At 70.7% G+C, this 26151-nt stretch carries 20 protein-coding genes and 1 pseudogene; 17 read left to right on the forward strand and 4 right to left on the reverse strand.

Features of this window, described 5'->3' with window-relative positions; genetic code table 11:
- Positions 1-177 precede the first annotated feature (177 nt).
- The 15 genes and pseudogenes from EIZ44_RS09250 to EIZ44_RS09315 all read left to right on the forward strand — a co-directional run bounded on the left by EIZ44_RS09250 (position 178) and on the right by EIZ44_RS09315 (position 17386).
- Positions 178-1089: a TauD/TfdA family dioxygenase gene (locus EIZ44_RS09250; protein ID WP_167754061.1), complete on the forward strand. Its 912-nt coding sequence runs from the start codon at positions 178-180 to the stop codon at positions 1087-1089.
- On the forward strand, positions 1086-2246 hold the full coding sequence (locus EIZ44_RS09255) for a glycerate kinase (RefSeq protein WP_134728279.1): 1161 nt from the start codon (positions 1086-1088) through the stop codon (positions 2244-2246). The genes EIZ44_RS09250 and EIZ44_RS09255 overlap by 4 nt, the downstream gene beginning before the upstream one ends.
- Positions 2243-3325, forward strand: a complete 1083-nt coding sequence (locus tag EIZ44_RS09260; protein ID WP_167754063.1) for an Ldh family oxidoreductase — start codon at positions 2243-2245, stop codon at positions 3323-3325. The genes EIZ44_RS09255 and EIZ44_RS09260 overlap by 4 nt, the downstream gene beginning before the upstream one ends.
- On the forward strand, positions 3322-4434 hold the full coding sequence (locus tag EIZ44_RS09265; RefSeq protein ID WP_134728280.1) for a pyridoxal phosphate-dependent aminotransferase: 1113 nt from the start codon (positions 3322-3324) through the stop codon (positions 4432-4434). The genes EIZ44_RS09260 and EIZ44_RS09265 overlap by 4 nt, the downstream gene beginning before the upstream one ends.
- On the forward strand, positions 4431-5321 hold the full coding sequence (locus EIZ44_RS09270; protein WP_205673086.1) for an isocitrate lyase/phosphoenolpyruvate mutase family protein: 891 nt from the start codon (positions 4431-4433) through the stop codon (positions 5319-5321). Before EIZ44_RS09265 ends, EIZ44_RS09270 begins: the two co-directional genes overlap by 4 nt.
- Positions 5318-6424: a thiamine pyrophosphate-dependent enzyme gene (locus EIZ44_RS09275; RefSeq protein ID WP_167754065.1), complete on the forward strand. Its 1107-nt coding sequence runs from the start codon at positions 5318-5320 to the stop codon at positions 6422-6424. The genes EIZ44_RS09270 and EIZ44_RS09275 overlap by 4 nt, the downstream gene beginning before the upstream one ends.
- A complete protein-coding gene (locus EIZ44_RS09280) occupies positions 6421-7611 on the forward strand; it encodes an iron-containing alcohol dehydrogenase (RefSeq protein ID WP_167754067.1) in 1191 nt (396 codons plus the stop codon). The genes EIZ44_RS09275 and EIZ44_RS09280 overlap by 4 nt, the downstream gene beginning before the upstream one ends.
- Entirely contained in the window at positions 7593-9677 is a 2085-nt protein-coding gene (locus EIZ44_RS09285) for an aminotransferase class V-fold PLP-dependent enzyme (RefSeq protein ID WP_134728283.1), read from the forward strand. Before EIZ44_RS09280 ends, EIZ44_RS09285 begins: the two co-directional genes overlap by 19 nt.
- Entirely contained in the window at positions 9674-10870 is a 1197-nt protein-coding gene (locus EIZ44_RS09290) for a GNAT family N-acetyltransferase (RefSeq protein WP_134728284.1), read from the forward strand. Before EIZ44_RS09285 ends, EIZ44_RS09290 begins: the two co-directional genes overlap by 4 nt.
- The gene (locus EIZ44_RS09295; protein WP_134662765.1) at positions 10870-12093 is read left to right on the forward strand and encodes an MFS transporter; all 1224 of its coding nucleotides are present in this window, start codon (positions 10870-10872) and stop codon (positions 12091-12093) included. The genes EIZ44_RS09290 and EIZ44_RS09295 overlap by 1 nt, the downstream gene beginning before the upstream one ends.
- 36 nt (positions 12094-12129) lie before the next feature.
- The gene (locus EIZ44_RS09300; RefSeq protein WP_134662764.1) at positions 12130-12822 is read left to right on the forward strand and encodes an aspartyl/asparaginyl beta-hydroxylase domain-containing protein; all 693 of its coding nucleotides are present in this window, start codon (positions 12130-12132) and stop codon (positions 12820-12822) included.
- A gap of 279 nt (positions 12823-13101) precedes the next feature.
- Positions 13102-13308 (forward strand): annotated as a pseudogene (locus tag EIZ44_RS46145) (hypothetical protein); the annotation flags it as partial.
- Between the two features lie 532 nt (positions 13309-13840).
- Positions 13841-14440 (forward strand): adenylyl-sulfate kinase, encoded by a 600-nt coding sequence (cysC, locus tag EIZ44_RS09305; protein WP_037806207.1) that lies wholly within the window; start codon positions 13841-13843, stop codon positions 14438-14440.
- A 970-nt stretch (positions 14441-15410) separates the two neighbouring features.
- Positions 15411-16424: a ParB/RepB/Spo0J family partition protein gene (locus EIZ44_RS09310; protein ID WP_134728285.1), complete on the forward strand. Its 1014-nt coding sequence runs from the start codon at positions 15411-15413 to the stop codon at positions 16422-16424.
- Between the two features lie 200 nt (positions 16425-16624).
- Positions 16625-17386, forward strand: coding sequence for an AfsR/SARP family transcriptional regulator (locus EIZ44_RS09315; protein ID WP_134728286.1), 762 nt, complete (start codon positions 16625-16627; stop codon positions 17384-17386).
- Between the two features lie 139 nt (positions 17387-17525).
- Here the strand turns inward: EIZ44_RS09315 and EIZ44_RS09320 are convergent, their stop codons facing one another.
- The 4 genes from EIZ44_RS09320 to EIZ44_RS44625 all read right to left on the reverse strand — a co-directional run bounded on the left by EIZ44_RS09320 (position 17526) and on the right by EIZ44_RS44625 (position 22646).
- A complete protein-coding gene (locus EIZ44_RS09320; RefSeq protein ID WP_134728287.1) occupies positions 17526-18566 on the reverse strand; it encodes a sulfotransferase family protein in 1041 nt (346 codons plus the stop codon).
- On the reverse strand, positions 18563-19183 hold the full coding sequence (locus EIZ44_RS09325) for a flavoprotein (RefSeq protein ID WP_134728288.1): 621 nt from the start codon (positions 19181-19183) through the stop codon (positions 18563-18565). The genes EIZ44_RS09320 and EIZ44_RS09325 overlap by 4 nt, the downstream gene beginning before the upstream one ends.
- Complete coding sequence (locus EIZ44_RS09330; protein ID WP_134728289.1) at positions 19180-22380, reverse strand: type 2 lanthipeptide synthetase LanM family protein; 3201 nt, start codon at positions 22378-22380, stop codon at positions 19180-19182. Before EIZ44_RS09330 ends, EIZ44_RS09325 begins: the two co-directional genes overlap by 4 nt.
- Positions 22381-22475: 95 nt before the next feature.
- Positions 22476-22646, reverse strand: coding sequence for a hypothetical protein (locus EIZ44_RS44625; RefSeq protein ID WP_167754068.1), 171 nt, complete (start codon positions 22644-22646; stop codon positions 22476-22478).
- A gap of 215 nt (positions 22647-22861) precedes the next feature.
- Between EIZ44_RS44625 and EIZ44_RS09335 the strand changes: the two genes are divergently transcribed.
- Together EIZ44_RS09335 and EIZ44_RS09340 are read left to right on the forward strand one after the other, a co-directional pair.
- Positions 22862-23620, forward strand: a complete 759-nt coding sequence (locus EIZ44_RS09335; RefSeq protein ID WP_051728520.1) for an ABC transporter ATP-binding protein — start codon at positions 22862-22864, stop codon at positions 23618-23620.
- A 5-nt stretch (positions 23621-23625) separates the two neighbouring features.
- Positions 23626-26094, forward strand: a complete 2469-nt coding sequence (locus EIZ44_RS09340; protein WP_134728290.1) for an ABC transporter permease — start codon at positions 23626-23628, stop codon at positions 26092-26094.
- The last annotated feature ends 57 nt before the right edge of the window (positions 26095-26151 follow it).

Below are 26151 nucleotides of genomic sequence, written 5' to 3' on the forward strand. Positions count from 1 at the left end.
CGGCGGACGCGGATGCCGCCTTGACACTCGGACAAGATGACACCTAGACTACATTTTCGTTAATTGCGCACTACTGGGGCGATAAAATCTGGGGAGCACCTTGCCGTGATTCGGCGTTCTGCCGGAGCTTGGCAGTTTTCTGGCGGCAGGTGCACAAAACGGACAGAGGGGGATCCGTTGGTCGAGTTTTTGGCAACGCCTCGCGATGCCGCGGGCGCCAGAGCGGAGGTCGACAGCTTCGGCGCCTCGCGCGTCCCGCTCGCCGGAGGGCTTCGCGCATTTCTCGTCGCCGACGACGAGGACCCGGCCCCGCACGAGGCGCGCGACGAACTCGCCGCCTTGGTCAGGGAGCACGTCGAGCTCGGCCAGGGAGTGCTGGTCCTGACCGGTTTCCCGCTCGACGACGAGAGGAACAAGGAGGCGCTGGTCCGGTTCACGAGCCTGCTCGGCGAACCGCTCCCGCAGGACGGGGAGGGCAACCTGGTTCGCGAGGTCCGGGACCGCGGAACGGCGATCGGCGAAGGCGCGCGGGCGCGGTATTCGGACTCCCGCTTCGGCGGCAGCCTGCACACGGACGGCGCGGAGGCTCCGCTTCCGGCGCCCGAGTTCTTCACGCTCCTGTGCGTCCGGCAATCCGCGCGGGGCGGAGCACTGGAGTTCGTGCACATTCGCGACCTGGAAGCCGCTCTCGTCTCCCGCGCAGGGGTGACCGCGGCGCTGCGCGAGCCTTTCCATTTCGATCGCAGAGGCGACCAGGCTCCGGGCGAACCGCCGACCACGCGGAAGCCGGTGTTGTTCACTCAGAACGGAAAGTCCGCGATCAGCTATCTCCGCGGTTACATCGAGCGAGGGCACGAGCATCCCGGAATCCCGCCGTTGACCGATCGGCAGCGCGCCGCGCTGGACGAGCTGGACCGGATTGTCGCCTCTGGCGGCCTCGCGAGGACAGGCAAGCTGCGCGAGGGCGAACTCGCCCTGTTCGACAATCTCTCCCTGTTGCACGGGCGCACTGAATTCCAGGACGAACGCGATCACACGCGGCTGCTGCTACGCACGTGGGTCCGCGGGCGCTCCGCCGTGCGCAGATGAGTCCCGATATCCGGGCGGCCGCGCGACGCATCGGCAGCGTGGTCGTCGCTCCGAACTGCCTGCGTGGCTACGCCACGTCCGTCGAGGTCGCCGACGCGCTCGCGGTCGGCGTCCGGCGCGCGCTTCCGCACGCCTCCGTCACCGTGCTGCCGCTCGCCGACGGAGGCGACGGGACGCTGTCCGTGCTGCACGAGGTCCTCGGCGGTCGGTTGATGCCCGTCACCGCCCAGGACGCCGCTGGTCGCGCGCAACGGATTTCCTGGTTGGCACTGGACTCCCGCACCGCGGTGGTGGAGACCGCGTCGATCTGCGGGCTCGGCGGAACGAGCCCGCGGAATCTCCGCCCGCTCGCGGCGAGTTCGGCGGGGGTCGGCACGGTGATCGCACACGCGATCGCCAACGGAGCGAAGACTGTTTTGCTCGCCCTTGGCGGCACGGCCGTCGTCGACGGCGGAGCGGGCGCGCTGCACGCGCTCGGTGCACGGTTTCTCGACTCGGCGGGCAAGCGCGTCGTTCCCGTTCCCTCGACGCTGCGCGAGGCAGCGTTGATCGACCTGGCCCCAGCCCGGCGTCTCCTCGACGGAGTGACTCTGCGCCTGCTGCCGGACGTCCGCCCGTCGCTGGCGGAGAACCTGGCTTTTTTCGGTGCGCAGAAAGGCATGACCGAGCAGGACCAGCCGATCGCGGCGGGCGCGCTGAGCCAGCTCGTCGGCCTGCTCGCGGCAGCAGGCGACGAAGCCGCCCCCGCCCGGTTCCGCAGCGGCTGGTTCGGGGCGGGCGGCGGGATCGGATTCGGACTGGCCGCGGCGGCGACAGCGGAGGCGAAACCCGGGGCGGAGGCACTTCTCGACATGGTGGACAGAACAGGCGCGGTGCGGTCGGCGGATCTCGCCGTCACCGCGGAAGGAAAGGTGGACGAGAGCACCTGGCGGGGCAAACTCCCGGGCACCATAGCCTCCCGGCGCGCCGCGGACGGGCTCCGCACGGGCGTAGTGGCGATCCGGTTCTCCGGCCGCTCTCCGGATCCGCTCATTGCTCACCACCCGGTCGCCGATCCGCCGCCGGCGTCGCCGTTGACCGGTGCCGCGCTGTGGAGCGGGCTGGCCGACGCGGCGGCACGCTCGTGCACGCCGTTCGCGGCGGTGATGCCGTCGTGATCGTGGGAGCCGCCGAACTGCGCGCGTTCGCCGCGACCGCGCTGCGAGCGACGGGAGCGTCCGGTCACGATGCCGACCTGACCGCGGAGGTGCTGGTCGCCGCCGATCTGTCCGGTGTGGACAGTCACGGTGTCGCTCGGCTGCGCCGCTACGTCGAGGGATTGCGGGAAGGCACGATCGACGGACTCGCCTCGCCGGAGGTCGTGCGTGACCATGGCGCGGTCGCCGTGGTCGACGCGCACAACGGGCTCGGACAGCCTGCGTTGTGTTTCGCGATGGACCTGGCCGTCGAACGTGCGAGGGCGCAGGGAGTCGCGGCGGTGGCGGTGCGCCGCTCGAACCACATCGGCATCGCGGGCTGGTACACCGAACGCGCCGCGCGCGCGGGCATGTTCGCGATCGCCACCACCAACGCCACGCCGCAGGTCGCGCCGTCGGGAGCGGGCGAGCCGATGTTCGGCACCGACCCGATCAGCTACGCCGTGCCCAGTACGGACGGCCCGCTGTGTTTCGACGCGGCGACGAGCATCGTGCCGCGCGGCAAGCTCGAACGTCTTCGCCGCGAAGGCAGGCCGATGCGCCCCGGTTGGGCGGTCGGCCCGGACGGCGAATCAGCCACGGACATCCCCGCGGTCGTCGCCGGGCTGAAGGCACGGGCGGGATTCGCGCTCCTCCCGCTCGGCGGCCTCGGCGAGGAATACGGCGGGCACAAAGGATCCGGGCTCGGGTTGCTCGCCGAACTGCTGTGCGGCCCGTTGGCGGGCGCGCGGTGGAGCAAACACACCTACGACGAGAGCGGGGCCGGTCTCGGGCAGTTCGTGCTGTGCCTGGATCTCGGCGCCCTCGGCGAACCGGACGTCGTCGCCGGCGAGGTGCACCGCCTGGCCGCCGAGGTGCGCTCGGCCAGGCCTGCGAATCCGGAGGTCCCGGTGCGCATGCCGGGCGACCGGCGCCGCAGATCGGCGCGACAGCGCGCCGCCGACGGCATCCCGCTGTTGCCTGCGGTGGCGACCGACCTGGCGAAGATCGCGGCCCTCACCGGCATCCGCCCGCTCCAGGCCAAGGACGGCGACGGATGAGCGGGGTGATCGACCTGTCCTCGGGCCAGGTGATCGAGCCGCTGGCCGAACCGGCGTTGAAGGCGCTCGCCGAGACCGTGTCCGGCCGCGAGGTCACCGCTTATGCGGCATCCGGCGGAGAATCGGGTCTGCGCTCCGCCGTCGCCGCGCACTACACCCGCCGGGTCGGATCCGACGTCGACCCCGAGCAGATCACCGTCACCGCGGGAGCGCGGCACGGGCTCTTCAGCGTCGTCGCGGCTTCGGCGGCAGACGGCGAGATCCTCGTCCCGGAACCCCGGTGGAGCCACTATCCCGAGATGCTGCGGATCGCCGGCGCCCGGCCGGTGCCCGTGCCGGGAGATCCGGCCAACGGCTGGCTGCCGGATCCCGATCGGCTCGAAGCCGCGCGCACCGGGCGGACCAAAGCGGTCGTGGTCAACAGCCCGGTCAACCCGACGGGAGCCGTCTACGACACGGAAACCCTGGCTGCGATCCGCGCGTGGTGCGCACAGCACGGGCTGCTTCTGGTCGTCGACGACATCTACTGGGCCTACGGCGGCGAAGACGCCGGCGGGGTACGGGCCGGTGCGTGCGAGGTCGTGGTCGGCGGAGCTTCGAAAGTGCATGCGCTGGCCGGTCTCCGGGTCGGCTGGGTGTGGGCGGACGCGGCGCTGACGGCGGCGGTGCGGACCATCGTGGAGCACACCACCGGGCCGGTCAGCACCCTGGCGCAGCCCGCGGTCGCCGCGGTTCTCGACCGGCAGCAGGACGCCGTGCCGGATCGGGTGCGCCGGCTGGACGCGTTGCGGGAGCACGCCGTACGGACGATGTCGGCCGTTCCGGCGGTGCGCGTGATCGTCCCGCGCGGCGGTATTTATCTGTGCCTCGACACTTCGGGGCTCGCGAAGGCGCGGCCCGAGTGGCGTGACGACCGGGTGCTGTGCGCGGCGTTGGCCGAGCACGCCGGAGTCCGTCTGCGGCCCGGGTCCACCTTCGGGTTGCCGGGCCATGTCCGGCTCTGTGTCGCGGCGGCGCCTGGCCTCCTGTCGGAGGCCGCTGGCCGCCTGTCGGAATTCCTGGGGACGGCTGCAATCGGAGCAGCCGGAAAGAGCGAAGGACTGCGATGACAACAGAAACTGCGAACCTGATCGAGGCGCCCGGTGCGCGGGCGGCCATGCTGCGGCGCGCGTTCGCCGAGAAAAAGCTTCTCCGGGTGGCAGGCGCGCACGACGGCCTCAGCGCCCGGTTGGCCGCCGAAGCCGGGTTCGACGCCATCTGGGCGTCCGGGCTGGAGATCTCGGCGGCGCACGGGCTTCCGGACGTCAGCCTTCTCGGCATGGCCGAATTCCTCGCCGGCGCGGCCACGATGCAACGGTCGGTGGCCGTCCCGGTGGTGGCGGACTGCGACACCGGATTCGGCGGAAACCTCAACGCCGCGTACACAATGATGTGCTACGAGGACACCGGGGTCGCCGCGGTCTGCATAGAGGACAAGGTGTTCCCGAAGCGAAACAGCTTCGTCGACGCCGGACAGCAGCTTCTCGGGGCCGAAGAGTTCGGGCAGAAGCTGACGACCGCGAAGCAGGCCCAGCGGCACCCGGACACGGTCCTCATCGCCAGGACAGAGGCGTTCATCTGCGGCCTCGGGGTCGATGAGGCGCTCCGCCGCTGCCACCACTACGTCGATGTCGGCGCCGACGCGGTGCTGGTGCACTCGAAGGCCGTCGATTCGGCGGAAGTCATCGCCTTCATGGACCGGTGGCGGCATCGGGCGCCGGTGGTCGTCGTGCCCACCACCTACGCGCGGTTCTCGGTCCAAGAGGCGAACGACGCCGGCATCGCCATGGTGATCTACGCGAACCAGGGAATGCGGGCGACAGTACGGGCGGTACGCGACGCTTGGGCGACCGTGCTCGCCGAGGGGTCCACCACCGGCATCGAACCGCATATCGCTTCGGTGAAAGAGATCTTCGACCTGTCCGGCATGAACCAGTGGCTGGGCAGGGACCGTTGAGCGGGGTACTCGCGGCCGAGGCGTTCGTCCGCGAACTGCGCGCCTACGGCACCCGCCGGGTGACGGGCGTCCCGTGCGGTCATCTCGCCGGGCCCTGGACGCTCTTCGACCGTGCGGGCGAACTGACCCCGGCCGCGTCCGAGGGCGCCGCGCTGGCGCTGGCCGCGGGCTGGGAACTCGCCGGGGAGCAGGCCGCGGTGCTGTGCCAGAACTCGGGATTCGGCAACCTGGTCAACCCGCTGACCTCGCTCGTGCTGCCCTACCGCGTCCCGGTGCTGGTGGTGATGACCTTGCGCGGCTGGCCGGACCCCGGCGAGGACGAGGCTCAGCACGCGGTGATGGGCTCGGCCACCCTTCCGATGCTCGCCGGCTTCGGCATTCCGCACGCGGTGCTCCGGCCGGACGGGCTCGGCGAAGCGCTCGACGACGCGGCTCGAGCGCGTGCCAAGAACGACCCGTTCTTCCTTTTGGTGCCGAGGAAATCGATCGGGAAGGCGGCGGAGAAGGAACCGGTGCGGGGGTCCGGGCTGACCCGGGCGGCCGCGGTCGCCGCCTTGTTCGATCAGTTGACCGACGAACTGCTGGTCACCACGACCGGCTATCTGTCGCGGCAGGCTCATCACGAGCGGGACCGGCCGGAGACGTTCTACATGCAGGGTTCGATGGGGCACGCCGCGGCCATCGGGCTGGGCCTGGCGACCGCGCGCCCAGGACGCCGCGTGGTGGTGCTCGACGGCGACGGCGCTTTCCTCATGCACCTCGGCACCGGGAGCACCGTCGCCGCTTCCGGTGCCGCGCAACTGGTGCATGTGGTGGTGGACAACGGATGTTACGAATCCACCGGCTGCCAGCGCAGTACCTCGGCGGGGCTCGATTGGGACTCCCTTGGCCGGGGGCTCGGGTACTGCACGGTCCTGACGTGCGACGACGAAAGGACGCTCACCCCCAAGGTGCGCGCCGCCCTGTCCGCGCCGGGTCCGGTGCTGTGCGTCCTCAGGGCCATGCCGACGCCGGACGAGGTGCACCCGAGGGCGTCCGCGGCCATGAGCCTCGACGCGGTCGCAGAACGGTTCCGCGGCGCGGCTGCCGGGCAGGCGTCGTGACAGCGGCTGCCGAGCCGAGCGTCCCGGTGATCGCCGGGAGGGGTGTGTCCGGCAGGCTCGCCGAGCTCGCGGGGCTTGGCTGGGCAGGCACGCTCGTGGTCGCCAGCAGGGGCACCGTGCGACGGCTCGGGCTGGCACGCCGGCTGCCGCCCGGCACCCGCGTCTTCTCCGGCTTCCGGCCGAATCCCACGTTCGACGAGGCGGTGGCTGCGGCCGGGGCGAGGGCGGACTGCGGCGCCACCTTGGTGGTCGGCGTGGGCGGCGGCTCTTCGCTCGACATCGCCAAGGCGGCCCGGGCGTTGCCCCCGGAACCCTCGGCGGCCGCGGAGGTGCTCGAGGGACGCCGCGCTCCGCTCGACGGAGCCAGGCTGGTGCTGGTCCCGACGACCGCGGGCTCGGGCAGCGAGGTCACCCGGTTCGCGACTCTGTACCGGGGGAACCGCAAGGTTTCGCTCGACGACGCGGCGGTACGGGCCGACGTCGCGCTGGTCGATCCCGCGCTGACCGACAGTTGTGCGCCCGCGCTCACCTGGAGCTGTGCTTTCGACACGCTCGCGCACGCCGTCGAATCGCTGTGGTCGATCCGTGCGACAGAGCAATCCCGGGACCATGCCGAGGCCGCGCTCGGCAAGGTCATCCCGATCCTGCGCGAGGCGGGCGAGGTTCCCACGGCGGCGGAGCGGGATCTGCTCTGCGAGGCCGCCACCCTGGCTGGACGGGCCATCGACATCACCCGCACCACCGCGGCGCACGCGCTGGCCTATCCGCTCACCGTCCATCTCGGCGTGCCGCACGGCCTCGCTTGTGCGATGCACCTGACCTGGCTGGCCCCGATGGTCGAGCGGGCGGGGCCGGCCGAGATTCCGGACCACCACGATCCGGCGGCGGTCGCCGCAGCGGCCGCGACGCTGCGGCGGCTGCTTCGAGCCGGCGAGCGCGACGTCGGCGCGACGATCCGGTCGCTCATCACCGCCCGCGGCCTGCCGGCGGAGTGCCGCGCCGAAGGCGCACCCGGACTCGCCGGAGTCGTGGTGGAAGAGGGATTGGCTTCGAACCGGGTCAGCGGTACCCCGGTCGTCCTCGACCGGGCGCGCGTCCGTGCCGCGGTCGAGGGCTTGTTGCCTGCCGGATCGAGCGCCGCGGACCGGCGAAGGAAGGGCGATGTCCCATGCGCAACTACCGAATGACCGGCCCTGCGGAAGTGAGCGGGGCGACGCTGGAGGCGATGGCCGCCGAACGGATGATCAGCCATCGCTCGCGGGAGTTTCGCGACCGGCTGGCAGACCTGACGCCGCGGCTGGCGAAGGTGTTCGGCACGACCGCGCCGGTGCTGGTGCTGACCTGCTCCGGCACAGGCGGGCTTGAGGCGGCGGCCGCGTCGGTGCTGCGGCGGGGCGATCGCGTGCTGTCGGTGCGGCAGGGCTACTTCGGCGCGCGTTTCGGCGAGATCGCCGCGTTCCACGGCGCCGAGGTCGACGTCCTGGAATCCGCGTGGGGCGACGTGCCGTCGACCGAGGAGATCCGCGCGAAGGCCGCCGAGGGCTACCAGGCTGTCCTGCTGACGCACAACGAAACCTCGACCGGGGTACTGGCCCCGCTGGAGGAGTGGGCCGCGGCGATCCGTTCGGTCAGCGACTGCCTGATCCTGGTCGACGTCGTGAGCAGTCTGGGCGCTGCCGAGATCGCGTTCGACCGGCTGGGCCTGGACGTCGCCGTCGGGGTGCCCCAGAAGGCACTCGCCTGTCCGCCCGGCCTCGCGCTGGTGGCCGCGTCGGAGCGGGCGCTCGCCCGGGCCGCCGCTCCCGGAGCGGGCAGCTACTACCTCGACCTCGCTCGCGCCGCCGCGCACGCCCGCGAGTCCACCACCACGTACACCCCCAACCTGTCCGTGCTCTTCGCGCTGGAAGCGGCGGTCGGCGAGATCGAGAAAGAGGGCCTGGAAAACGTCTGGTCGCGGCACGCCGAGACGGCGCGCCTCTGCCGGGAGACCTTGCGTGCGCGAGGACTCCTCGTAGTGCCTCCGGAGCCGCTGTGCTCGCCGACGGTCACTGCGGTCCGCCTGCCGGCGCCCACCGCCGAACGGGTTCGCGACACCCTCGCCGCCCGGCACGACGTGTGGGTGTCCTCGGGACGCGGCGCGTGGAAACGCGATGTCCTCCGGATCGGTCACATGGGCCCGGTCGCGCCCGCCGACGTGGCGGCCTGCGCCGAGGCGATCGCCGCCGTCACCACGCCCCGTCGGAGCGCGCCGGGCGGCGGGCGGCGGGAGGTCAGGGTGCTCCGCACCGCCGACGAGCTCGGCCCGGAGTGGGACGAGCTGGCGAAGGATCTCGCCGCGCCGGTGTTCCACACCAGGGCGTTCCTGCGTGCCTACGAACACCATCCGGTGCAGAAGATCGCCCTCCCGCGCTATCTGGAAGTGCGCGACGCCAGCGGCGCGTTGCTGGCCGCCGCCCCCGCCTACCTCCAGGGCGACCCGCTCGGACTGCTCGGCCTGCGCGAAAACGAGCAGGCGTTTCTCTCCCCGATGTGGCACTGCCCCGGTGCGAGAGTGCTCGCGCGCGACGACGAATCCCTGCGGGCGCTGGGCGAAGCGTTCGGCGCGCAGGCAGCGGAGACCGGATGCGCACGATGGGGCTTCATCAATCTCGAGGACGGCACTGACACCGTCCGCGCGCTTGGCGAGCACGGGTTCCAGCGCGAGGAACTCGTGCCGCGGTGGGTGCTGCCGCGCACGCTCGCGCCCGACGGCCCCTCCTACCTGGCCTCGCTCCGCGGCTCGGCCCGGCGCGAACTCGGCAGGCAGCTGCGCCGGGCCGAAGACCAGGGCGCCCGGTGCGAGATCCGTCGAGCCGACCACCCGGACCTTCCCCGATTGATGGAGTTCGTGGCCGCCACCGCCACCCGGGCCGGGTCGCCGCGGTACTACGACCCGGTCAAGCTCGCGGCGTTCCTGCGCGAACTGGGGGAGCCTGTGCGGGTGCTGGAGGTCTGCGACGCCGCCGGTGCGACGCTGGCCGTCGGAGTGAGCTTTCTCGAAGCGGCCCGGCTGCAGTACTGGGCCGCCGGGTACCTGCGCGACCGGCCGGACGTCGCGTTCAGCCCCTATTACCGGATGTGGTGGCAGATGCTGGAACTGATGTGGTCGTCCGGGGTCGAGATCGCGGAATGCGGACGACTCAACGAACCGTTCAAACGCAAGATGGGCCTGACCCCCCGTCCTCTGGTGGCGCTGACGGGGCCCGCGGCATGACCGCGCGCACGCGGGCAACCGGCCGCAGCGCTTTCGAGATCGAGGAGTGCCCGCTTCCCGCCGCGCCGGCGGAATGGGACGATCTGGCGGCCCCGACCGGGATCGGGTTCTACTCGGCCAGGACCTGGAACCTCGCCATGCTCGGGCAGAACGGCGCGGAGGAGCGGGTACTGGTCGTACGGGACGCCGGCGGTACCCTGCGTGCGATCGTCCCGCTGTTCCGGTACCGCGACGGTCCCGCCAACGCCCACCTCCATCCCGGCACGCTCTTCGGCGGCGCGGACCGGGTGACCGACGAGGCCGCCCGCCGCTGGGAACCGGTGACCGTGGTGGGGAACGCCTCGGGCTACGGAACCGCACCCGTGGTGAACGGCGGGCTGGAGGCATGGGCCGCGGCGGCGGAGTCCGAGGCGGCGGCGGCGGGGGCTGGGACCGCGTTCGCCGCGCACCTGACCGGACCGGACATGACTCGGCTGCGGGAACTGCTGCCCGGCCGGCCGGTATTGCTGACAGCGATGCGGATCTCGGTGCCGGTGCACGCCGATTCGGAGCGGGAGTACGAAGCGGGTCTGCGCAAACGGGACCGCGACCGGGTGCGCTGGGAGCGACGGCTGCTGGCGAGAGGCGGTCGGTCGGTGACCGTCGAGGACATCACCGACGACAACCTCCGCGAGATCGGCGAGCTGCAGGAAAGCACCCAGCGCCGGCACGGCAGCTACGGCGACGCCGACTATTTCGTCGGGCGCTACCGAAAGCTGAAATCGGTCCTCGGCGACGCGCTGTTCGCCTTCGTCTGCCGCCACGAAGGCCGCGCCCTCGGCTATTTCTCCTGCATCCGGCACGGTCGTACGCTGGTCGGCCGCTCCGCGGGGCTCGACTACGACCGGATCGGCGACCACGCCGAGTACTTCAACCTGATGATCCACGAACCGGTCCGGTACTGCCTGCGGAACGGACTGCGCGAACTCGACCTCGGCGTGGCGGGGTACCGGCAGAAACTGCTGCGGGGCGGCGAGCCCGTGCCCGTGTGGTCGATGCTGCTGCGCCCTCCGTCCGGCTGGTCGGACGAGGACGCCGCCCGGCACAACCGGGCCAAGGCGCGGGAACTGCGGGATGAGCTCGGTCCGATGTGCCCTGAGGGGCTGCGGGAACGGCTCGACCGGATCGCCGACGCCGGAAGGGCCGAGCTCTGATGCTGGGCACCCCCGCTTTCCGGTTGCTGCTGGGCGCGCGTGCACTCTCCACCCTGTGCACCGGCTTGGACGTCGTCGTGCTGGCTTGGCTCGTCCTCGCCCTCGGAGGCACCCCGCTGCACCTCGCGGTCATGGCCGCGCTCAACGCGGGCGCGGGAGTGCCCGCCGCGTTCTTCGGGGGACCGCTGATCGACCGATTCTCCCGGCGCGCGGTCACCGTGGCCACCGAACTCGGGCGTGTCCTGCCGCTCGGCGCGATCCCGCTCCTCGCCGGCCTGGGGGAGTTGCGGCCCTGGCACGTGCTGGTAGCGGGCGCGGTGGTCAGCGGCCTGTATTCGCTGTCGTCGGCCAGCTACAGCGCCCTGCTGCCGGAACTGTTCGACCGGACGGGACTCCTGCGGGCGAATGGGGTCTGGCAGGCCGTGTCGCAGGTCGGGGTGTTCATCGGGGCGGGGTTGGGCGGGGCCGCCATTCCGGCTCTCGGCGACACCGCTCCGCTGCTCGTCGGCCTGGCCGGGCGCATACTCACCAGCGGCATGCTCCTGGCGATGCCGTCGCGGCGCACCACCAAACCCGCGACGAAGCGCACGAGCGGGCTGCTGTTCCGCGACATGACCGACGCCTGGCGCGTGCTGGCGTCGCACCGGAGACTGCTGTTGGCGGCCCTCTTCGCCGCGATACCAGGCAGTCTGATCTCCGGCATCAACGCGGTGCTGCCCGCTTTCGTCAAGAACGACAACGGGATGGGCGCCGCCGAGTACGGGCTGATCGACGCGGCTTGGGGCGTCGGCGCGTTCCTCGCGGGGCTGGTGTGCGTGAAGCTTTCCCACGCGCACGACGACCCGCGCTACCACACCGGTTCGCTGCTGCTCACCGGCTGCGCGATGACGCTGCTGGCCACGGCGACGAACCTGCCGTGGTCGATCGCGCTGGCCGCCTTCGTGGGCGGGGCGGCGCTCGGCTCGCTCGTGCTGTTCCGCGCTTATGTCCAGGCCGAAGCACCGCCGGACTACACCGGCCGGATCCTCGCGGTGTCGCAGCTGGTGTTGTCGGCGTTGTGGCTTGCCGTCGCGCTAGGTCTGGGCACGCTGACCCTCGTCCTGTCGGTGCGCATGGTGATCGTCTGCTGGGGCGCCGCGATCATCTGCGGCGGGCTGACGATCCATCTGCTCCTCCGCCGTCACGGCACCAAGGAGGTTTCGCACGCCGAAGGCTCCGACTGAACCGAAAACCACCCTCTTCCGCACAAGGAGCATCACATGAAAGGCTCGCTCAGCGTCGACCAGCCGGGCGTCCGGAACGCGATCAACAGCTACTTCCTGCGCACCAGCGGTGGCGAGAAACGTTTCCGGATCATGTCCCCGTACAAGCTCTTTCCTGAGGCACGACAGCTCGAAGCGCAGTTCGACCAGGTCAGAAGCGAAGTGCTGGCCCTGGTCGGCAGGCGCGACCTGCCCCAGTACCGAGACATCGACCCCGTCCGCGCGGCGGAGGTGTCCGACAACTGGCGGCTCTACTACGCCTACATGCTCGGCGTCGCGAACCCCAAAGCACGGGAAGACTGCCCGACCATCCTGTCTTTCGCCGAGCGGACGCCCACGGTGGTGAACGCGATGATCTCGGTCCTCGAACCCGGGGTGAAGCTCAACGCGCACAACGGTCCGTACGCGGGAATTCTCCGGTATCACCTCGGGATCAAGGTGCCGCGGGAGAATCCGCCGCGGCTGCGGGTCGACACCGAGCACTACACCTGGCGGGAGGGCGAAAGCGTGCTCATCGACGACACCTTCGAGCACGAGGTCAGCAACGAGAGCGAAGAGGACCGGATCGTGGTGATCATCGACATCCGCCGCCCGATGGGAATTCTCCGGGACCGGGTGAACCTGGCGAGCCTCCGGCTCAAACGCAAGTGGTCGGGTCAATTCATCAACGGCACCAACGGAGACATCTAGTCCGCGGTCGGCCGCAAGGCATGCCTGGAGCAGCTTCGACGACCTGCTTCGTGTTGGGCACTACGGAATGCACCGGGGTATCCGCGCAGCGGCGGCCCGGGAACCGGACAAGGCCGGGGAAATCGTCGTGGTCGAAGGTTCCCGCTTGGCCGACGTCGAAGGCCAGTGAGCGATCGTGGGCGAACTCGCAAGGCATGTCGCTGATCAGGACCGCGGCGCTGTGCACGGCGACCAGTCGCGGCTGGCTCCGAGCGGTGCGAACTCAGTCTCCGACGAGGTGTGCGAAGGCGATCGCGACTGCGCCGCGGCCCCGGGCGGTCCGCAGCGTCTGCGATCAGTTCTCGTCCCACACTGCCCGCGCCCAAACCTGCGACATGGTCGACCGGGTACTCCGCGCAGCGGGAAACCGCGCTGTGCGAACTCTTCGTCGACGTGCTGGGGCTTGCCGAGGTGCCCGCCGACGACGACTTCTTCGCCCTCGGCGGGCATTCCCTCACCGGCGCCGCCGCGCCCGCCTCTAGGGGCCAGTGCCCGACGTCTGCGCGGTCCGGCACACCGCGTGCCGAAGCCGTCGGAAGCTCTGCCAGCAATCCCGCGGCCCGTCGCGTCCGCACATTGCCCGGCAATAGGACGACAACGAAAACACAGTCGGCTTCCGGCAGTTTGCGTTTCCATCTTCGGGAACGGTATTCCCCGTTTGGTGACTGTTCCGCGACCGCAGGTCGCTGCCCTTTTCGACGGGAAGAACTTCGCGCATTGTGCGCAGTATCGATGTCTGTCCCTGTTTCCGGGGTCAGCCGATCTCTTCCGCCAAACCGGCCGGCTCATGCCGCTGATCCCTTCGCCCCAGGGAAATCCTGCGCACTCCCTCGACGAGGTGCGGTGAGGCGAGCACCAGGCGGCGGTACGGCGGACTTGACCGTCGGCCCTGCGGCTCCGATATCCTGGCTCCGGGGAATGCGGTGCACCGGAGCCACAGCTGCCGGCACCGAGCGGAATATCCGAGGGGGAAGAGGAAATGACCGCGAACGTCCATCGGCAGGCCACCGTCGTCGGAAAAGCAGCGCGAACGAGGTTGAACGGACACGAACCGCTGGTGATCTGGCTGACCGGCCTTTCCGGCGCGGGCAAGTCGACGATTGCCAATCTGATCGAGGAACGGCTGCACGAATGGGGGACGCACACCTACCTGTTGGACGGGGACAACGTGCGCTCGGGGTTGAACGGCGATCTCGGGTTCGGGGACGCCGATCGACGGGAAAACGTGCGGCGCGTCGCGCACGCCGCGGCGTTGATGGTGGACGCGGGTCTCGTCGTGGTCGTTTCGCTCATTTCGCCGTTTGCCGCGGATCGGGAACTGGCTCGTGGACTGGTCGGCGACGGCGAGTTCTGCGAGGTGTTCGTCGACGCCCCGCTGACGGTCGCGGAGGCGCGTGATCCCAAGGGCTTGTACCGGAAAGCCCGGCGCGGCGAGCTGAAGAATTTCACCGGCATCGATTCGCCTTACGAACGACCGCGGAGTCCCGACGTGCACGTCGACACGAGCGTGCTGTCGGCTGGGGAAGCCGCCGACGCGATCCTGGCCTGGCTGCCGGCGACGGCGGGAAAACCAGGCTGACCGGATACGGGCCGCTCCCCGGGCGGAGTCTGGCTCGCTCCGCGGTTCGCCGCCTCGGCGAAGCGGTCGAACGACTGTCTCAGCGCCGCGATGACGGCTTGGGCGACGAACAGCAAGTGCCGACGACGGTCACACAGCTGCGTTTCGTCGCGAGTCCTTTCGACAGCAACGGTTTCACGCGGCGGGAAGACCGGGCTCCAGGTACGGGGATGCGTTGCCACGGACTCGGCCCGAAGCCGGCACGGCGGTGAGCCGCCGGAGCGACGGAGCCAGATCTGTCCGATCGCGACGAGTTTCCGAGCCAGGCGGAAAGCGCCTTCGGCAATGAAACATGATTTCTTCTCCGGGCGAGAAACCTTTCAACCAGCCGTCCGGGGATTTTTGTCCCGGCGGTTCCCGGCTCAATTCAGGGTCCATCTGTGAGCGTGCCGGGCGCGGTTCTTCCAGATATGCGTCCAGCTGCCGGCCCGCCGTCATCGACGCCCGGGCCGCCTTCACCGTCGGGGTGGCACCGCGCCGAGGCATGATCCAGTACGGCACAGGCTCCGATGCCAGTCCCGGGCGTGCGGAGCCGCGATATCCGGCAGCGGCGGGTTTCCGGCGGGCGGGGGAATAACAAGGGCAACGGAGGTGCTGGTTCTTAACGAAGCCTGCCTTCCGGAGAACCATCTCTACCCGGTCAGGGGTTCTGCGGCCGCGGCGTGGGAAGTGTAATGGTCGTACGGTCGCCGTCGTCCGCATTGCGGACGGTTCGGCCGGTGAACTGGGTGGCTCGTGGGGAATGGTTGCAGTATCGGGGGTCAGGGCAGCGCGCGAAAGCGGAAACGGCTCTTTTTGCTGTGAAATCCGCGAGATCAGAAGCGGTTCCGTTCGCTGCCGCGCATGGCTCCACCGCGTCGGGACGTGAGCACGGCTGCGGGCGGTACCGGTTCCCGGGACGGCGGACGCACTGCGATGGGGAGGGGATGGCATGACGGGACAGGATTGCGCGCCGGGGAGCGGGACGTCCGGGTTTCCGTCCGAGCGGGCGCTGTCTGCGAAACCGGACGTGGTCATGGTCGCGGTGGCCGACCTCCTCGACGCCGATTCGCCGCGGACCGGCGGCGTCGACGCAGCGCACGTCCAGAACCTGGCGGAATCGGCGACTGAGCTGCCGCCGATCATCGTGCACCGGGCCACGATGCGGGTCATCGACGGGGTGCACCGGGTCCGGGCCGCGATCGCGCGAGGCGATGACCGGATCGCGGCCCAGTTCTTCGACGGTTCCGAGGAAGAAGCATTCGTCGTGGCGGTCCACCGGAACTCGGCGCACGGCCTGCCGTTGTCGAACGCCGACCGCACGGCTGCCGCCGGGCGCATCCTCCGGTCGCACCCGCAGTGGTCCGACCGGAGGATCGCGAAGATCGCGGGGCTGTCCGACAAAACGGTCGGAACGATTCGCCGCCGGCTGCCCGTGGCCGTGCCCGTCCAGCGGATCGGCCGGGACGGCCGGAGGCGGCCGGTCAGCGCGCGGGCCGGCCGCCTCCGGGCCGGGGAACTGCTGGACCGCCGTCCGGACGCGCCGTTGAGCGAGGTGGCGGCCGAGGCGGGGATCGCGCTGAGCACGGCGCGGGATGTTCGCCGGCGGCTGAAGGCGGGCGAAGGGCCGATCCCGCCGAAACAACAGCTGGCCTCGAAGCCGAGCAGACCCGCCGGCCACGAGGCCGCACCGGTTTCCGTGCCTGCGCAGGCAGGCCCCGGCCAGGTTCTCCCGGACCTCCGCGACCTGGCGCGAGACCCGGCGCTGCGCGCGACCGCCGACGGCCGGGCGGTCCTCCGGCTGCTGAGCCTGCACACGCAGACCGCGGCACACTGGGAGCGGCTGATCGTCCGGCTTCCGCCCTATTCGCGGACGACGGTGGCGCGGCTGGCCCGGCACTGCGCCCGCACCTGGGACGCCGTGGCCCGCCGGCTCGAAGGCGATCGCGCCGTGGACCGGTTTTGAGGACGGGACGGTCGATTCGTGCTAGAAACAAAGAAGGTGGATTATCTGCGCGTTTAGTCGATTGCGGGCGTGAGGATCCGGATCGGAAACCGTCAGGAAAACGCGTCTTGGGGGAATTTCGCGTGAGACAGATCGTGTCCAGTCAGGTGTCCGTGTGTGACCATTCGGAAGGCGAGACGCTATTCCGGATTTCGGGAAGAGTGGCGCTGTCCCGGGGCGGCCGGACCACGCCGGTCGACTCGGCGATGGTGCGAGGGCTGTTCGCCGCGCTCCTGCTGGAGCGGGGCCAGTACGTGACGAAGCAGCGGCTGGTCGAGTCGTTGTGGGACGACCCGCCCCGCTCGGCGCTCGACAATCTGCGGGGATGCGTGTGGCGGCTCCGCCGGATGCTGGCGTCCGTCGACCCCGCCGCGGCGCGCAAGTTGACCACCATCGCCGGGACCCGCGGCGGCTACGCGCTGGCGGTCTGTCCAGGCCAGGTCGACGTGCTGCGGTTCACCGAACTGGCCGAAGAGGCGAGCGTTCGGCTCAGGGCCGGTGACGTCGCCGAAGCGGGAGCGGGGTTCGCCCGCGCGCTCGAGCTCTGGCGGGGACCCGCCGGGCAGGGCTGTGCCGCCTCCCGAGTGCTGCAAGCCCGGTTCCGCGCCCTCGAACAGTTCCAGTTGACCGTCCGCGAGCGGCTGGTGCACGTGAAGCTGCTGCAGGGTGCGTCCGCCGAGGTGATTCCCGAACTTCGCAGCCTGGTCGGCACGGCGCCCAACCGGGAAACGTCGTGGGCCCTGTTGATGCGGGCGTGTTACCTCGCCGGCGACCTCGCGGGAGCGCTGACGACCTGGCGGCACGCCACCGAGGCGCTCGCGGAGGAGTTCGGCTTGGATCCGTCGGACAGTTTCCGCGAGCTGCACGCGTCGATCCTGAACCGGGACGAGGCCGGGGTGCGCAACAGCGTCCTGCAGGCCTAGCGGGTCGGGACGAGAGGGCTTCCGGAGGCGACGCGGCTGCCCGACGCGCCGCCGGAGGCCTTCGTCTGTCCGCACGACAGACTGGCACAGCGCACCGCGACTCGGGAGAACCGCCGTGGGCGCAACACCCGGGCGCCATTCACTCGGGAACGGGCTCGCCGAGCAGCCGCATCCCTGGTGCGCAGGCGGAGGCCAGTGCGACTCGCCGGGCCGGGGGAAGGCGGCCGGCGGCGCCCGTGCGAGCCCCGTCGAGAACGTCGCCGGCGGCGCCGAGCCAGCCAGGATCCGCCTCGATCCCGAGGAAACCGCTCAGCCGGGCGAGTTCGTCGCGCGGCCGGGCGATCAAGTCCTCGTAGCGCAGGGTCGCGAGCCGGTCCGGCGGGAGATCGGCCAGCGCGGGCAGCCCCGCCGAAACCATGGCCGACCACATCCGCCCGAACACCTCGACCGGAATGTCCCGGTCGAGCCCGAACGCGTTTTCGAAGCCGCCGGTGCACAATAGCGCCAGATCCGGGGGCAGTCGTTTGACGTGTTCCGGGGTGAGTTCGCGAAAATGCGAGACGCCGGCGAGATCGAGGATTTCCGTGGCGAACGCCGCGGTGCGATATCCGCCGTGTCTGCTCATCGAAAGCGCGCAATCCGGCCCGTATCGGTACATGTGGATGAATTTCGCTTCCGGAAACGCCGCGCGCAGGGCGCTCGTCCACTCGAGCGAGTGCCCCGATCGCTCGACGACGACCCGTCGCCCGAGGCGCGTGGCGAGCAGATCGAACAGCGCCGTGTGGTGGCCGGCGGCCGTCCGTGCGGGCCAGCCGGGGACGATCTCCGAGAGTTCGTCGAACAGGCCGTCGGCGTCCTCGGCCAGGTGCGGCAGGGCCATCAGCGCGATCGCGGGGATGCCGCCGTCCTGCGAGGAGAACCGGCCGGGCCGGCGGGGGTAGAGGAACTCCGGCAGCGGCGCGTCTCGCCGGATCATCTCGTCGAACACGGGATGGGGATCCGCGAGCAACCGCCAGTACTCCGCACCGGACATCTCTCCGGCGGGCAGGGCAGCGAGCCCGCCGAGGGAGACGAACAGCTCGTTGAGGCTGAGGACGTCGGGGTGCTGGTTGAGGATGCGGGACAGCACCGTGGATCCGGTCCGGCCGGTGCCCACCACGAACGCGACGGGCCGGTTCATCGCACCTCCTGCACCGGGCGGGAGTCGCCGGCCGGCGCGGCGGCGGGCTCCCGCAGCAGCTCGTCGAGCCGGCTGAGCGCGTCCGCGAACGGCGCGGGCGCGCCGACGTTCCGCTCGCCGGTCGTCATGCTGTAGCCCGCCACGGGCGGGAGGACGGCGACGTTCGGCCGGTCGTGAAGCGCCTCGACGTGCTTCCGGTAGGCGCGCCCGCCGGCTCCGCCGGGCGGCAGCGAGGGGACGAGCACGATCGGCGCCGTCGTGCACTGCAGCGAGAGCAGCAGCGGGGAGTCGGACAGCCCGAGCGCCAGCCGCCCGGTGAAGTGCAGGGTCGCCGGGTAGACGATCACCGCTTCGGCCCACCGGCCCAGCTCGACGTGCGGAGCGGCGGTGTACGGCTCGTCGGACCACTCGTCGATCCCGGATTTCGCGCCGGTGACCAGGTTGACCGCGGTCTGGGTGACGAACCGCAGCGCTTGCCGGGTCAGCAGGACCCGAGTCCGGGCGTTCGGGCAGTGGTGCCGCAAGCGCAGCACTGCTTCGGGCAGCGCGGTGACAGCGGGTGCGCCAGTGCCGGCCAGCAGCACCCGCTTGCCGTCCACGCCGGGATAGCCGGTCATGCCGCACGCTCCGGTGCGCCGGCGGGCTCGAGCACCAGCACCGACGGGGCGTTCGCGGTATCGAGCAGCCGCATCAGGGTGAGGCAGACGCCGGCCCGGCCCAGCAGCAGCCCGGGAATGTTGCCGCCGGTGATGCGCCCGAACCGAGGGCCGCCCGAGGCGAGCGCCTTCACCAGCGCCTCGGCTCGCTGCTTCCGCTGCGGCCGCCAGTTCTCGGCGGCGGGACCGAGCTCGGACAGCACCGGCTCAGCGAGGGTGAACAGCTCGAGGCTGCCCGAGTCGCCATGGCATAGGCAGTGGTTGCCGAGCAGGCCCGCCTCGGCAGTCGCGGCGAGCGCGGCCTCCGCCTCGGCCAGGTAGCGCGGGTCCGGCACCCGCCGATGGGCCAGCAGGCGCGCCATGCCGATCCCCGTCGAGCCGTGGCACCACAGCGTCGGGTGCTCCTGCACGATGCCCGTGAGGTCGGTGAAACCCCGCAGGTCCTGCCATGCGTTCTTGCCGGGGATGCGCAGGCTCATGTCGTGTTCGAGAGCCTCGACGCCGAGCCGGCGCACGCGGTCGTCGTCCAGCACTCGGGCCGCTTCGAGCAGGGCCCAGCCGATTCCGGCCGAGCCGTGGGACATCCCGCCGAGCGGCGGCCCGTCGTCCCGGCTCCAGCCGCGTCCGGTTCCGGTGTCCACCGCGGTCGCGGCCAGCCGTTCCGCGCAGATCGCGACGATGTCGGCGAGAATCGGCATGCGGTAGCGGTCGTGCAGACCGGCGGCGACGACGGCGCAGCCGGCGAGGCCCGCGACGAGGTCGGCCGCGTCCTCCTGCCGGGCGCAGTCCCGCAGGTGGGGCAACGACGACTCGAGCAGTTCGAGGTATTCCGGGTCGCCGGTCAAGTGGTGCTGGTGGGACACCGCGTAGATCGTCCCGGACAGGCCGGCGTAGGCGCCGACTCGGAAGACGTCTCTCCCCGCTGTGCGGCGGCGGAGTTCTTCGACCACCGGACGCATGCTCCGGCGGCTCAGATCCGCGAACCGCTCGTCCTGGTAGAGCTCGGCCGCGTACCCGAAGGTCAGCGCGAGCCCGGCCAGGCCGTCGTAGAAGCTGGTGTTGAGCGGCTGGAAGCTCAACGAGCCGTCGCGGATCCCGTCCGTGCCGATCCCGACCCAGGCGCAGTCGTCGTCGCCGAGGATCGCCTCGTCCGCGAGCCGGTTCAGGGTGCGCCGGGTCAGCTCGTCCAGGCTGGGTTCGGGGACGCGGTCCGGCGCTCCGGACGAGGGCGTCGTCGTCCGGACGGCGCCGCCCAGAGTGTCGAGCGCGTCCCGCAGGATCGCCAGCTGCGTCGCCCGGTGGTCCGGGCCCAGCATCGCCAGTTTCCGCTGCAGCGTCTGGCCGCTCGGCTCGGCGAAGAAGTCTTCGGCAACGACCTCGCGGCCCTGGAACAGCGCGGTCGACCCGGGCTTGGTGTGGAACGCGGGGATGTCGGCCCGCAGCAGCTGACGGCGCTCGGCCTCGATCACCGGGACCAGGTCGTCGCGCGTGGTCGCGGCGGTCCACAGTTTCTCCAGCAACTGCTCGGTGGCCAGGCCGTCGCGCAGGTAGTCGGGGTGGAACCGCTCCATGCGGAACAGGTCGTAGCGCCGGGTCGCCCTGGCCAGGAAGCGGACCTCGATGTCGTCGGCCGATCGCAAGAGCGCGGCGAACCGCTCGCGGGACGAAGCGATGGCGTCGTAGCCGTCGAGGAAGCCGCGGACGACCTCGCCGGTGTACCGGGCCGGATCCGCGGCCCGTCCGTCGACCACCGGCCGGTTCCGGGCGGGCTTGGTCTCCTTGCGCACGCCGACGATGTGCATCTGGTCGGTGAAGGGCGCCGCGATGGCAGGCATGGGCCGCGGGGTCAGCTGGGGAGTGCCGCCGCCTATCGCGCTGACGTCGATGCCTGGCGTGACGCCGTCTCCGAAGGTGCGCAGCGGCACGACAAGGGTCGCGAGCACGCTCTGGGCGAGAAAGTCGAGGGCCCTCTCGTTCGCTTTCGCGGACGAGAGGTGCCGGACGGAGGTGTGCTGCAGGATCGTCTCGAGGTCGACGGGCACGGGGGAGTCGCCGACGGCGATGACGTTGGTCATGTGGATGTCGACCGCGCCCAGGACGTGCAGGACGGCCAGCATCGCGCCGATGTGGACGTAGAAGCGGGGCAGGTCCGCTTCGCGGTCGCACGGCTCGTGCTCGAGGAACTCGCACCAGCCGTAGCCGGGCCGGGCGAGGACCCGCATGCTCTTGACGTTCAGGCCGGTCAGTTCGTTGAGCAGGTCGAGCGCCTCGGCGTAGGTCCGCTCCGGGTCGACCGGCCGGGGCTTGTGGACCAGCGCCGAGCCGTCCTCGAATCCGAAGCAGGACACGGAGCGCCCGTGGTTGTGCGGGTCTCCGAGACCGCTGCGGACACCGGTCACCACGACGTGGTCCGACAGCAGCAGCCCCTGGCGCCGGAGCTCGGGAAGGTCGGCGGCCAGCCGGGTCAGCGTCTCGACGGTGTTCGCCAGCCAGTCGGTGCCGTGCTGGACCATCGCACGCGCGAGAACCGGGTATTCGGTGAAGAGCTGCGTGCGGTAGCCGTCCCGCCGAAGCACGACCTCGTTGTAGTACGCGTAGCGCTCCTCGGGCGTTTCCCCCGTCAGCAGGCCGCCGTCCCGGGCGACGTTGAGTTCGAGGATCAATGTCCGGTGGGCGATCTCGAGAAGTCCGGTCGCCAGGCCGTCGACAAGGGTTTCGTGGGCGTGTTCGGTGAGCGCTATCTGATCGAGCGCGGCCTGACTCTCCCATTGTCGTAGTCGATCGGCGTAATGACAGATGAAAGCGTCGAGAAGCCCGGAGAAAAGGAGCTTTTCGTAGGTCTCGCCGTAAAGTGCCGTGACAGGCTCGCGACTGTCCGCGGGTTTCCGTTCACCCGACAGAATGGTGTCGAGTTCCGGGACCCACGCGGTGGCCGCGCCCGCGGCCGAAAACGGTTTGCCGGCGACAAGCGCGGCGAAGGTTTCACGGGAAATCCCGGCGACGGCGAGCCGGCGGGCCATCGTCGACTCGTCGAGGTACGCGGATTCACGCCATTCGTCGACGGCTGCCAGATCCGCGGCGGTCGGTGCGCCCGTCCCGGCGACGTGCCGTTCTCGCAGAAATGCCGCGTGGTCCGCGCGGTAGCGGGTCGTGCCCATTGCCTCCGGGTCCTTTCGGCCGTGGCGTGCGGGCGGGCCGTCGTCCGGCCCGCCCGCACGCGTCGAACACCCTCACGGGTCGCCCTGCGGCTACGTCAGCAGTTGCACTCAAAGGTAAAGGTGCAGATGTAGCCGCTGCTGGGCAGCGCCGCGGTGCGCGCCTCGGCCAGGTCCTCCTGGCCCAGTTCGCCGAAGCCGAGGCCGGCCGGGTGCGAACCGCTTTCGTGGGCGGCGGACTTCCAGTCGTTGATGCTCTGCGTCGGCATGCCGACTCCCTCCATGTGGAATGGATTTTTCCGATTCCGTGCGGCGGGTAGGTTCCGTCGCACGGATCGAAACTAACAACGAAGCCGTGTCCGGCCGGTGTGGCCGGCGTTGGCGGTTCGTATAGGGACCGTATATCTGCAGGTTAATTGGCCGGACGCGACGATGATGATCACGCTGAGGGAATTCTCAGGTACGGCTCGGTACGTTTCCGCGCATGGAGGAGTCTTTCTCGCGGAATCGGGCGCTGCACCGGGAAACGGTGCGCACCGCCGGAGTGACCAAGGTCTACGGCCAGGGAGGAGCAGAGGTACATGCGCTGAGGGGGGTCGACGTCGGATTCGGCGCCGGCGAATTCACCGCGATCATGGGGCCGTCGGGTTCCGGCAAATCCACGTTGCTGCACTGCCTTGCCGGTCTGGACACGGTGACTTCGGGGTCGGTCTGGCTGGGGGACACCGAGATCACCGCGCTGACCGACCGGGAGCTGACCAAGCTCCGGCGCGAGCGCATCGGGTTCATCTTCCAGAGCTTCAATCTGCTGCCGACGCTGACCGCGCGCGAGAACATCCTCCTGCCGCTGGAGATCGCGGGCCGTCGCCCCGACCCGCAACTCGTCGAACGGGTCGTGGAGCGCGTGCGGCTCGCCGACCGGCTGGGGCACCGGCCGAGCGAACTGTCCGGAGGGCAGCAGCAGCGCGTCGCCGTGGCCCGCGCACTGGTGAGCCGGCCCGAGGTGATCTTCGCCGACGAACCGACCGGCAACCTCGATTCGAACTCCGGAACCGACCTGCTGGAGTTCCTGCGGGTCTCGGTCGACGAATTCGGCCAGACGATCATCATGGTCACCCACGACCCGCACGCGGCCTCGTACTCGGACCGGGTCGTGTTCGTGCGGGACGGGCAGTTCGTCCACGAGCTGGGCCGGCCGACCGCGGACACCGTCCTCGACACGATGAAGAAGCTGGAGGGCTGAGCCGGATGCTGAAGCTCACCCTCGCCGGACTGCGCGCGCACCGGCGAAGGCTGCTGCTGGCCGCGCTCGCGACGCTGCTCGGGACCGCCTTCGTCGCGGGCACGCTGGTGCTCAGCGACACCCTGCGCACCAATACCGACCGCACTGTCGCCGGCAACGCGGACAAGGCCGACGTGGCCGTAGTGGCGGACAACCAGCTGCGGAAGCTGGACCAGGCCGCCGTCGACCGGGTCGCCGCGATCGCGGGCGTCCGGCAGGTGCAGGGGCTGGTCATCGGCGACATCTCCGTGCTCGACCGCGCCGGCCGCCCGGTCCGGGATCAGCCGATGGGCTTCTCGGTCACCATGCGGACCACGGCGGTGCAGGGCCGGCTGCCCGCAGGGGACGGCGAGGCCGTGCTGGCCGAGCAGACCGCGAAGGCCCTCGGGTACCGCGTCGGGGACACGATCACCCTGGTCGACCATGCCACCGGCGAGCCCCGTCCGTTGCGGGTCAGCGGGTTCAGCAGCGTTGCCGGGCAGGGAATTCTCGCCCTGCGCGGCGGGATCGGTTTCACCGAGCCCGTCGCGCGGCAGCTGACCGGCCAGACCGGATTCTCCGAGCTGTACGTCAAGGGCGGCGACCCGCAGGGCCTGAAGGCGAAGGTGGCCGCAGCCGTCGGCAGCGGCCCGTACGAGGTGTTCTCCGGAGCGGAGTTCGCCGAGCGGCAGGCCGCGGGCAGCGGCATCGACCCGGTGGTTCTGCGCAGCGGGCTGGTGATGTTCGCTTTGATCGCTTTGTTCGTGGCGATGTTCGTCATCTACAACACCTTCAGCATCCTGGTCGCCCAGCGCACCCGGGAGCTGGCGCTGGCACGGTGTGTCGGCGCTTCGCGCGGTCAGGTGTTCGGCGGGGTGCTGGCGGAATCCGCTGTCGTCGGGCTCGGCGCGGCGGTGGTCGGGCTGCTGGCCGGGATCGGCACGGGCTATCTGGCGTTGCCCGTGATGAGTGCGTTCGGGACGCCGATTTCGCCTGGATCGTTCACCGTGACGCCGACGACGGTGGTGCTCAGCGTGCTGGCCGGGCTGCTCGCGACCGTAGCGGCGGCGCTGCTTCCGGCGGCCGCGGCGACGCGCGTCGCACCGGTCGCCGCGTTGCGGATCCAGGCGGAGCCGCGTACCGAGCGGCTCAACCGGGCCCGCGCGGTAGTGGCGGCGCTCTTCTGCGCCGCCGGCGTCGCCAGCACCGCGGGCGGGCTGGCGAGCAACGGCAAGACTTACCCGCTCGTGCTCGTCGCGTTCGGCGGGCTGTTGTTCTTCGCGGGCGTGATTTTGCTCGGCCCGGTGATCGTCCGCGTTTTCGGGGGTGCGGTCGGCTTTCCGATCCGCCGCACGCTGGGCGTGCCGGGCAGGCTCGCCGTCGCGAACGCGATGCGGAACCCGAAACGTGCGGCCACGACAGTGCTCGCGCTCATCATCGGGATCACCTTGACCACCGGGGTATCGGTGATCACCAGCTCGCTCGAGTCGTCAGTCGGAGTGGGAGTCGGCGAGGCCCTGCCTGCCGACTACATCATCACGCCGCCGGGCACCGACTCCTCGGTGACGTTGCCGCGGTCGGTCGGCGACGACCTCCGCGGGCACAACGGGGTCACCGAATTCACCCGGGTCCGCGAAGCCCCGGTAGTCGTCAAGGGCGCGACGTCGATGCTGAGCACGATGGAGGGCGCCATCGCCCCGGGCGTGGTGCGGGGTTCGCTGGACGGCTTCGGCCCCGGGCAGCTGGCGTTGCGTCCCGAACGGGCCAGCGAACTCGGCGTCGGGGTCGGCGGAACGGTGTCGATGACCGTGGCGGGCCACCCGGTGGAGGCGAAGGTGGTCGCGATCGTGACCGGCAATGTCGTGCCGCGGACCCTGGTCGCGCCGGGCTGGTTCGACCGGTTGTTCCCCGGGCGGGGCGACACGAGCCTGCTTGTCAGGTTCGCTCCGGGTACCGCGCCGGACGTGTCCAGGGCGGTCGTCGACGAGGCGACGACCGCAGTGCCGACCGCGAAGATCGTGGCGACCGCCGATGCGAAAGACCGGCTCGAAGCTTCGCTGAACCAGGTGACCGCGCTGATCACGGCCCTGCTGGCGCTGGCTGTGCTGATCTCGCTGATCGGCATCGCGAACACCATGACCCTGTCGGTGCTGGAACGCTCCCGCGAGTCGGCCATGCTGCGGGCGTTCGGTCTCACCAAGCGGCACCTGCGGTTGATGCTGACGACCGAGGCGGTCATCTTCGGAATCGTCGGCGGGATCGTCGGCGTGCTGCTCGGGTGCGGCTTCGGGTTGGCCGCGGCCAGGGTCATCAACGACGACGTCGTGCTGAGCCTGCCCTACGGCCGGATCGCGCTGATCTTGGCCGGTGCGGCGGTCGCGGGGGTCGTGGCCGCCCTCCTGCCGCTGCGGCAGGCCGCGAAGACCTCGGTGGTCGAGGCGCTCGCCGTCCAGTGAAGGTGACCGCCGAGGTCGCCCCGGCGGTCACCTTGCCCCTCCGGCTGACCGTCGAGT

It is taken from the genome of Amycolatopsis nivea (assembly GCF_004522235.1).
GTDB classification, from domain to species: domain Bacteria; phylum Actinomycetota; class Actinomycetes; order Mycobacteriales; family Pseudonocardiaceae; genus Amycolatopsis; species Amycolatopsis nivea.

What these genes read in the sequence shown, in the direction of transcription:
- EIZ44_RS09265 (WP_134728280.1), top strand. Translation starts at nt 3,322, where the DNA reads ATGAGCGGGGTGATCGACCTGTCCTCGGGCCAGGTGATCGAGCCGCTG.
- EIZ44_RS09310 (WP_134728285.1), top strand. Translation starts at nt 15,411, where the DNA reads ATGACGGGACAGGATTGCGCGCCGGGGAGCGGGACGTCCGGGTTTCCG.
- EIZ44_RS09320 (WP_134728287.1), bottom strand. Translation starts at nt 18,566, where the DNA reads ATGAACCGGCCCGTCGCGTTCGTGGTGGGCACCGGCCGGACCGGATCC.
- EIZ44_RS09295 (WP_134662765.1), top strand. Translation starts at nt 10,870, where the DNA reads ATGCTGGGCACCCCCGCTTTCCGGTTGCTGCTGGGCGCGCGTGCACTC.
- EIZ44_RS09300 (WP_134662764.1), top strand. Translation starts at nt 12,130, where the DNA reads ATGAAAGGCTCGCTCAGCGTCGACCAGCCGGGCGTCCGGAACGCGATC.
- EIZ44_RS44625 (WP_167754068.1), bottom strand. Translation starts at nt 22,646, where the DNA reads ATGCCGACGCAGAGCATCAACGACTGGAAGTCCGCCGCCCACGAAAGC.
- EIZ44_RS09290 (WP_134728284.1), top strand. Translation starts at nt 9,674, where the DNA reads ATGACCGCGCGCACGCGGGCAACCGGCCGCAGCGCTTTCGAGATCGAG.
- EIZ44_RS09325 (WP_134728288.1), bottom strand. Translation starts at nt 19,183, where the DNA reads ATGACCGGCTATCCCGGCGTGGACGGCAAGCGGGTGCTGCTGGCCGGC.
- EIZ44_RS09270 (WP_205673086.1), top strand. Translation starts at nt 4,431, where the DNA reads ATGACAACAGAAACTGCGAACCTGATCGAGGCGCCCGGTGCGCGGGCG.
- EIZ44_RS09330 (WP_134728289.1), bottom strand. Translation starts at nt 22,380, where the DNA reads ATGGGCACGACCCGCTACCGCGCGGACCACGCGGCATTTCTGCGAGAA.
- cysC (WP_037806207.1), top strand. Translation starts at nt 13,841, where the DNA reads ATGACCGCGAACGTCCATCGGCAGGCCACCGTCGTCGGAAAAGCAGCG.
- EIZ44_RS09335 (WP_051728520.1), top strand. Translation starts at nt 22,862, where the DNA reads ATGGAGGAGTCTTTCTCGCGGAATCGGGCGCTGCACCGGGAAACGGTG.
- EIZ44_RS09285 (WP_134728283.1), top strand. Translation starts at nt 7,593, where the DNA reads ATGCGCAACTACCGAATGACCGGCCCTGCGGAAGTGAGCGGGGCGACG.
- EIZ44_RS09340 (WP_134728290.1), top strand. Translation starts at nt 23,626, where the DNA reads ATGCTGAAGCTCACCCTCGCCGGACTGCGCGCGCACCGGCGAAGGCTG.
- EIZ44_RS09255 (WP_134728279.1), top strand. Translation starts at nt 1,086, where the DNA reads ATGAGTCCCGATATCCGGGCGGCCGCGCGACGCATCGGCAGCGTGGTC.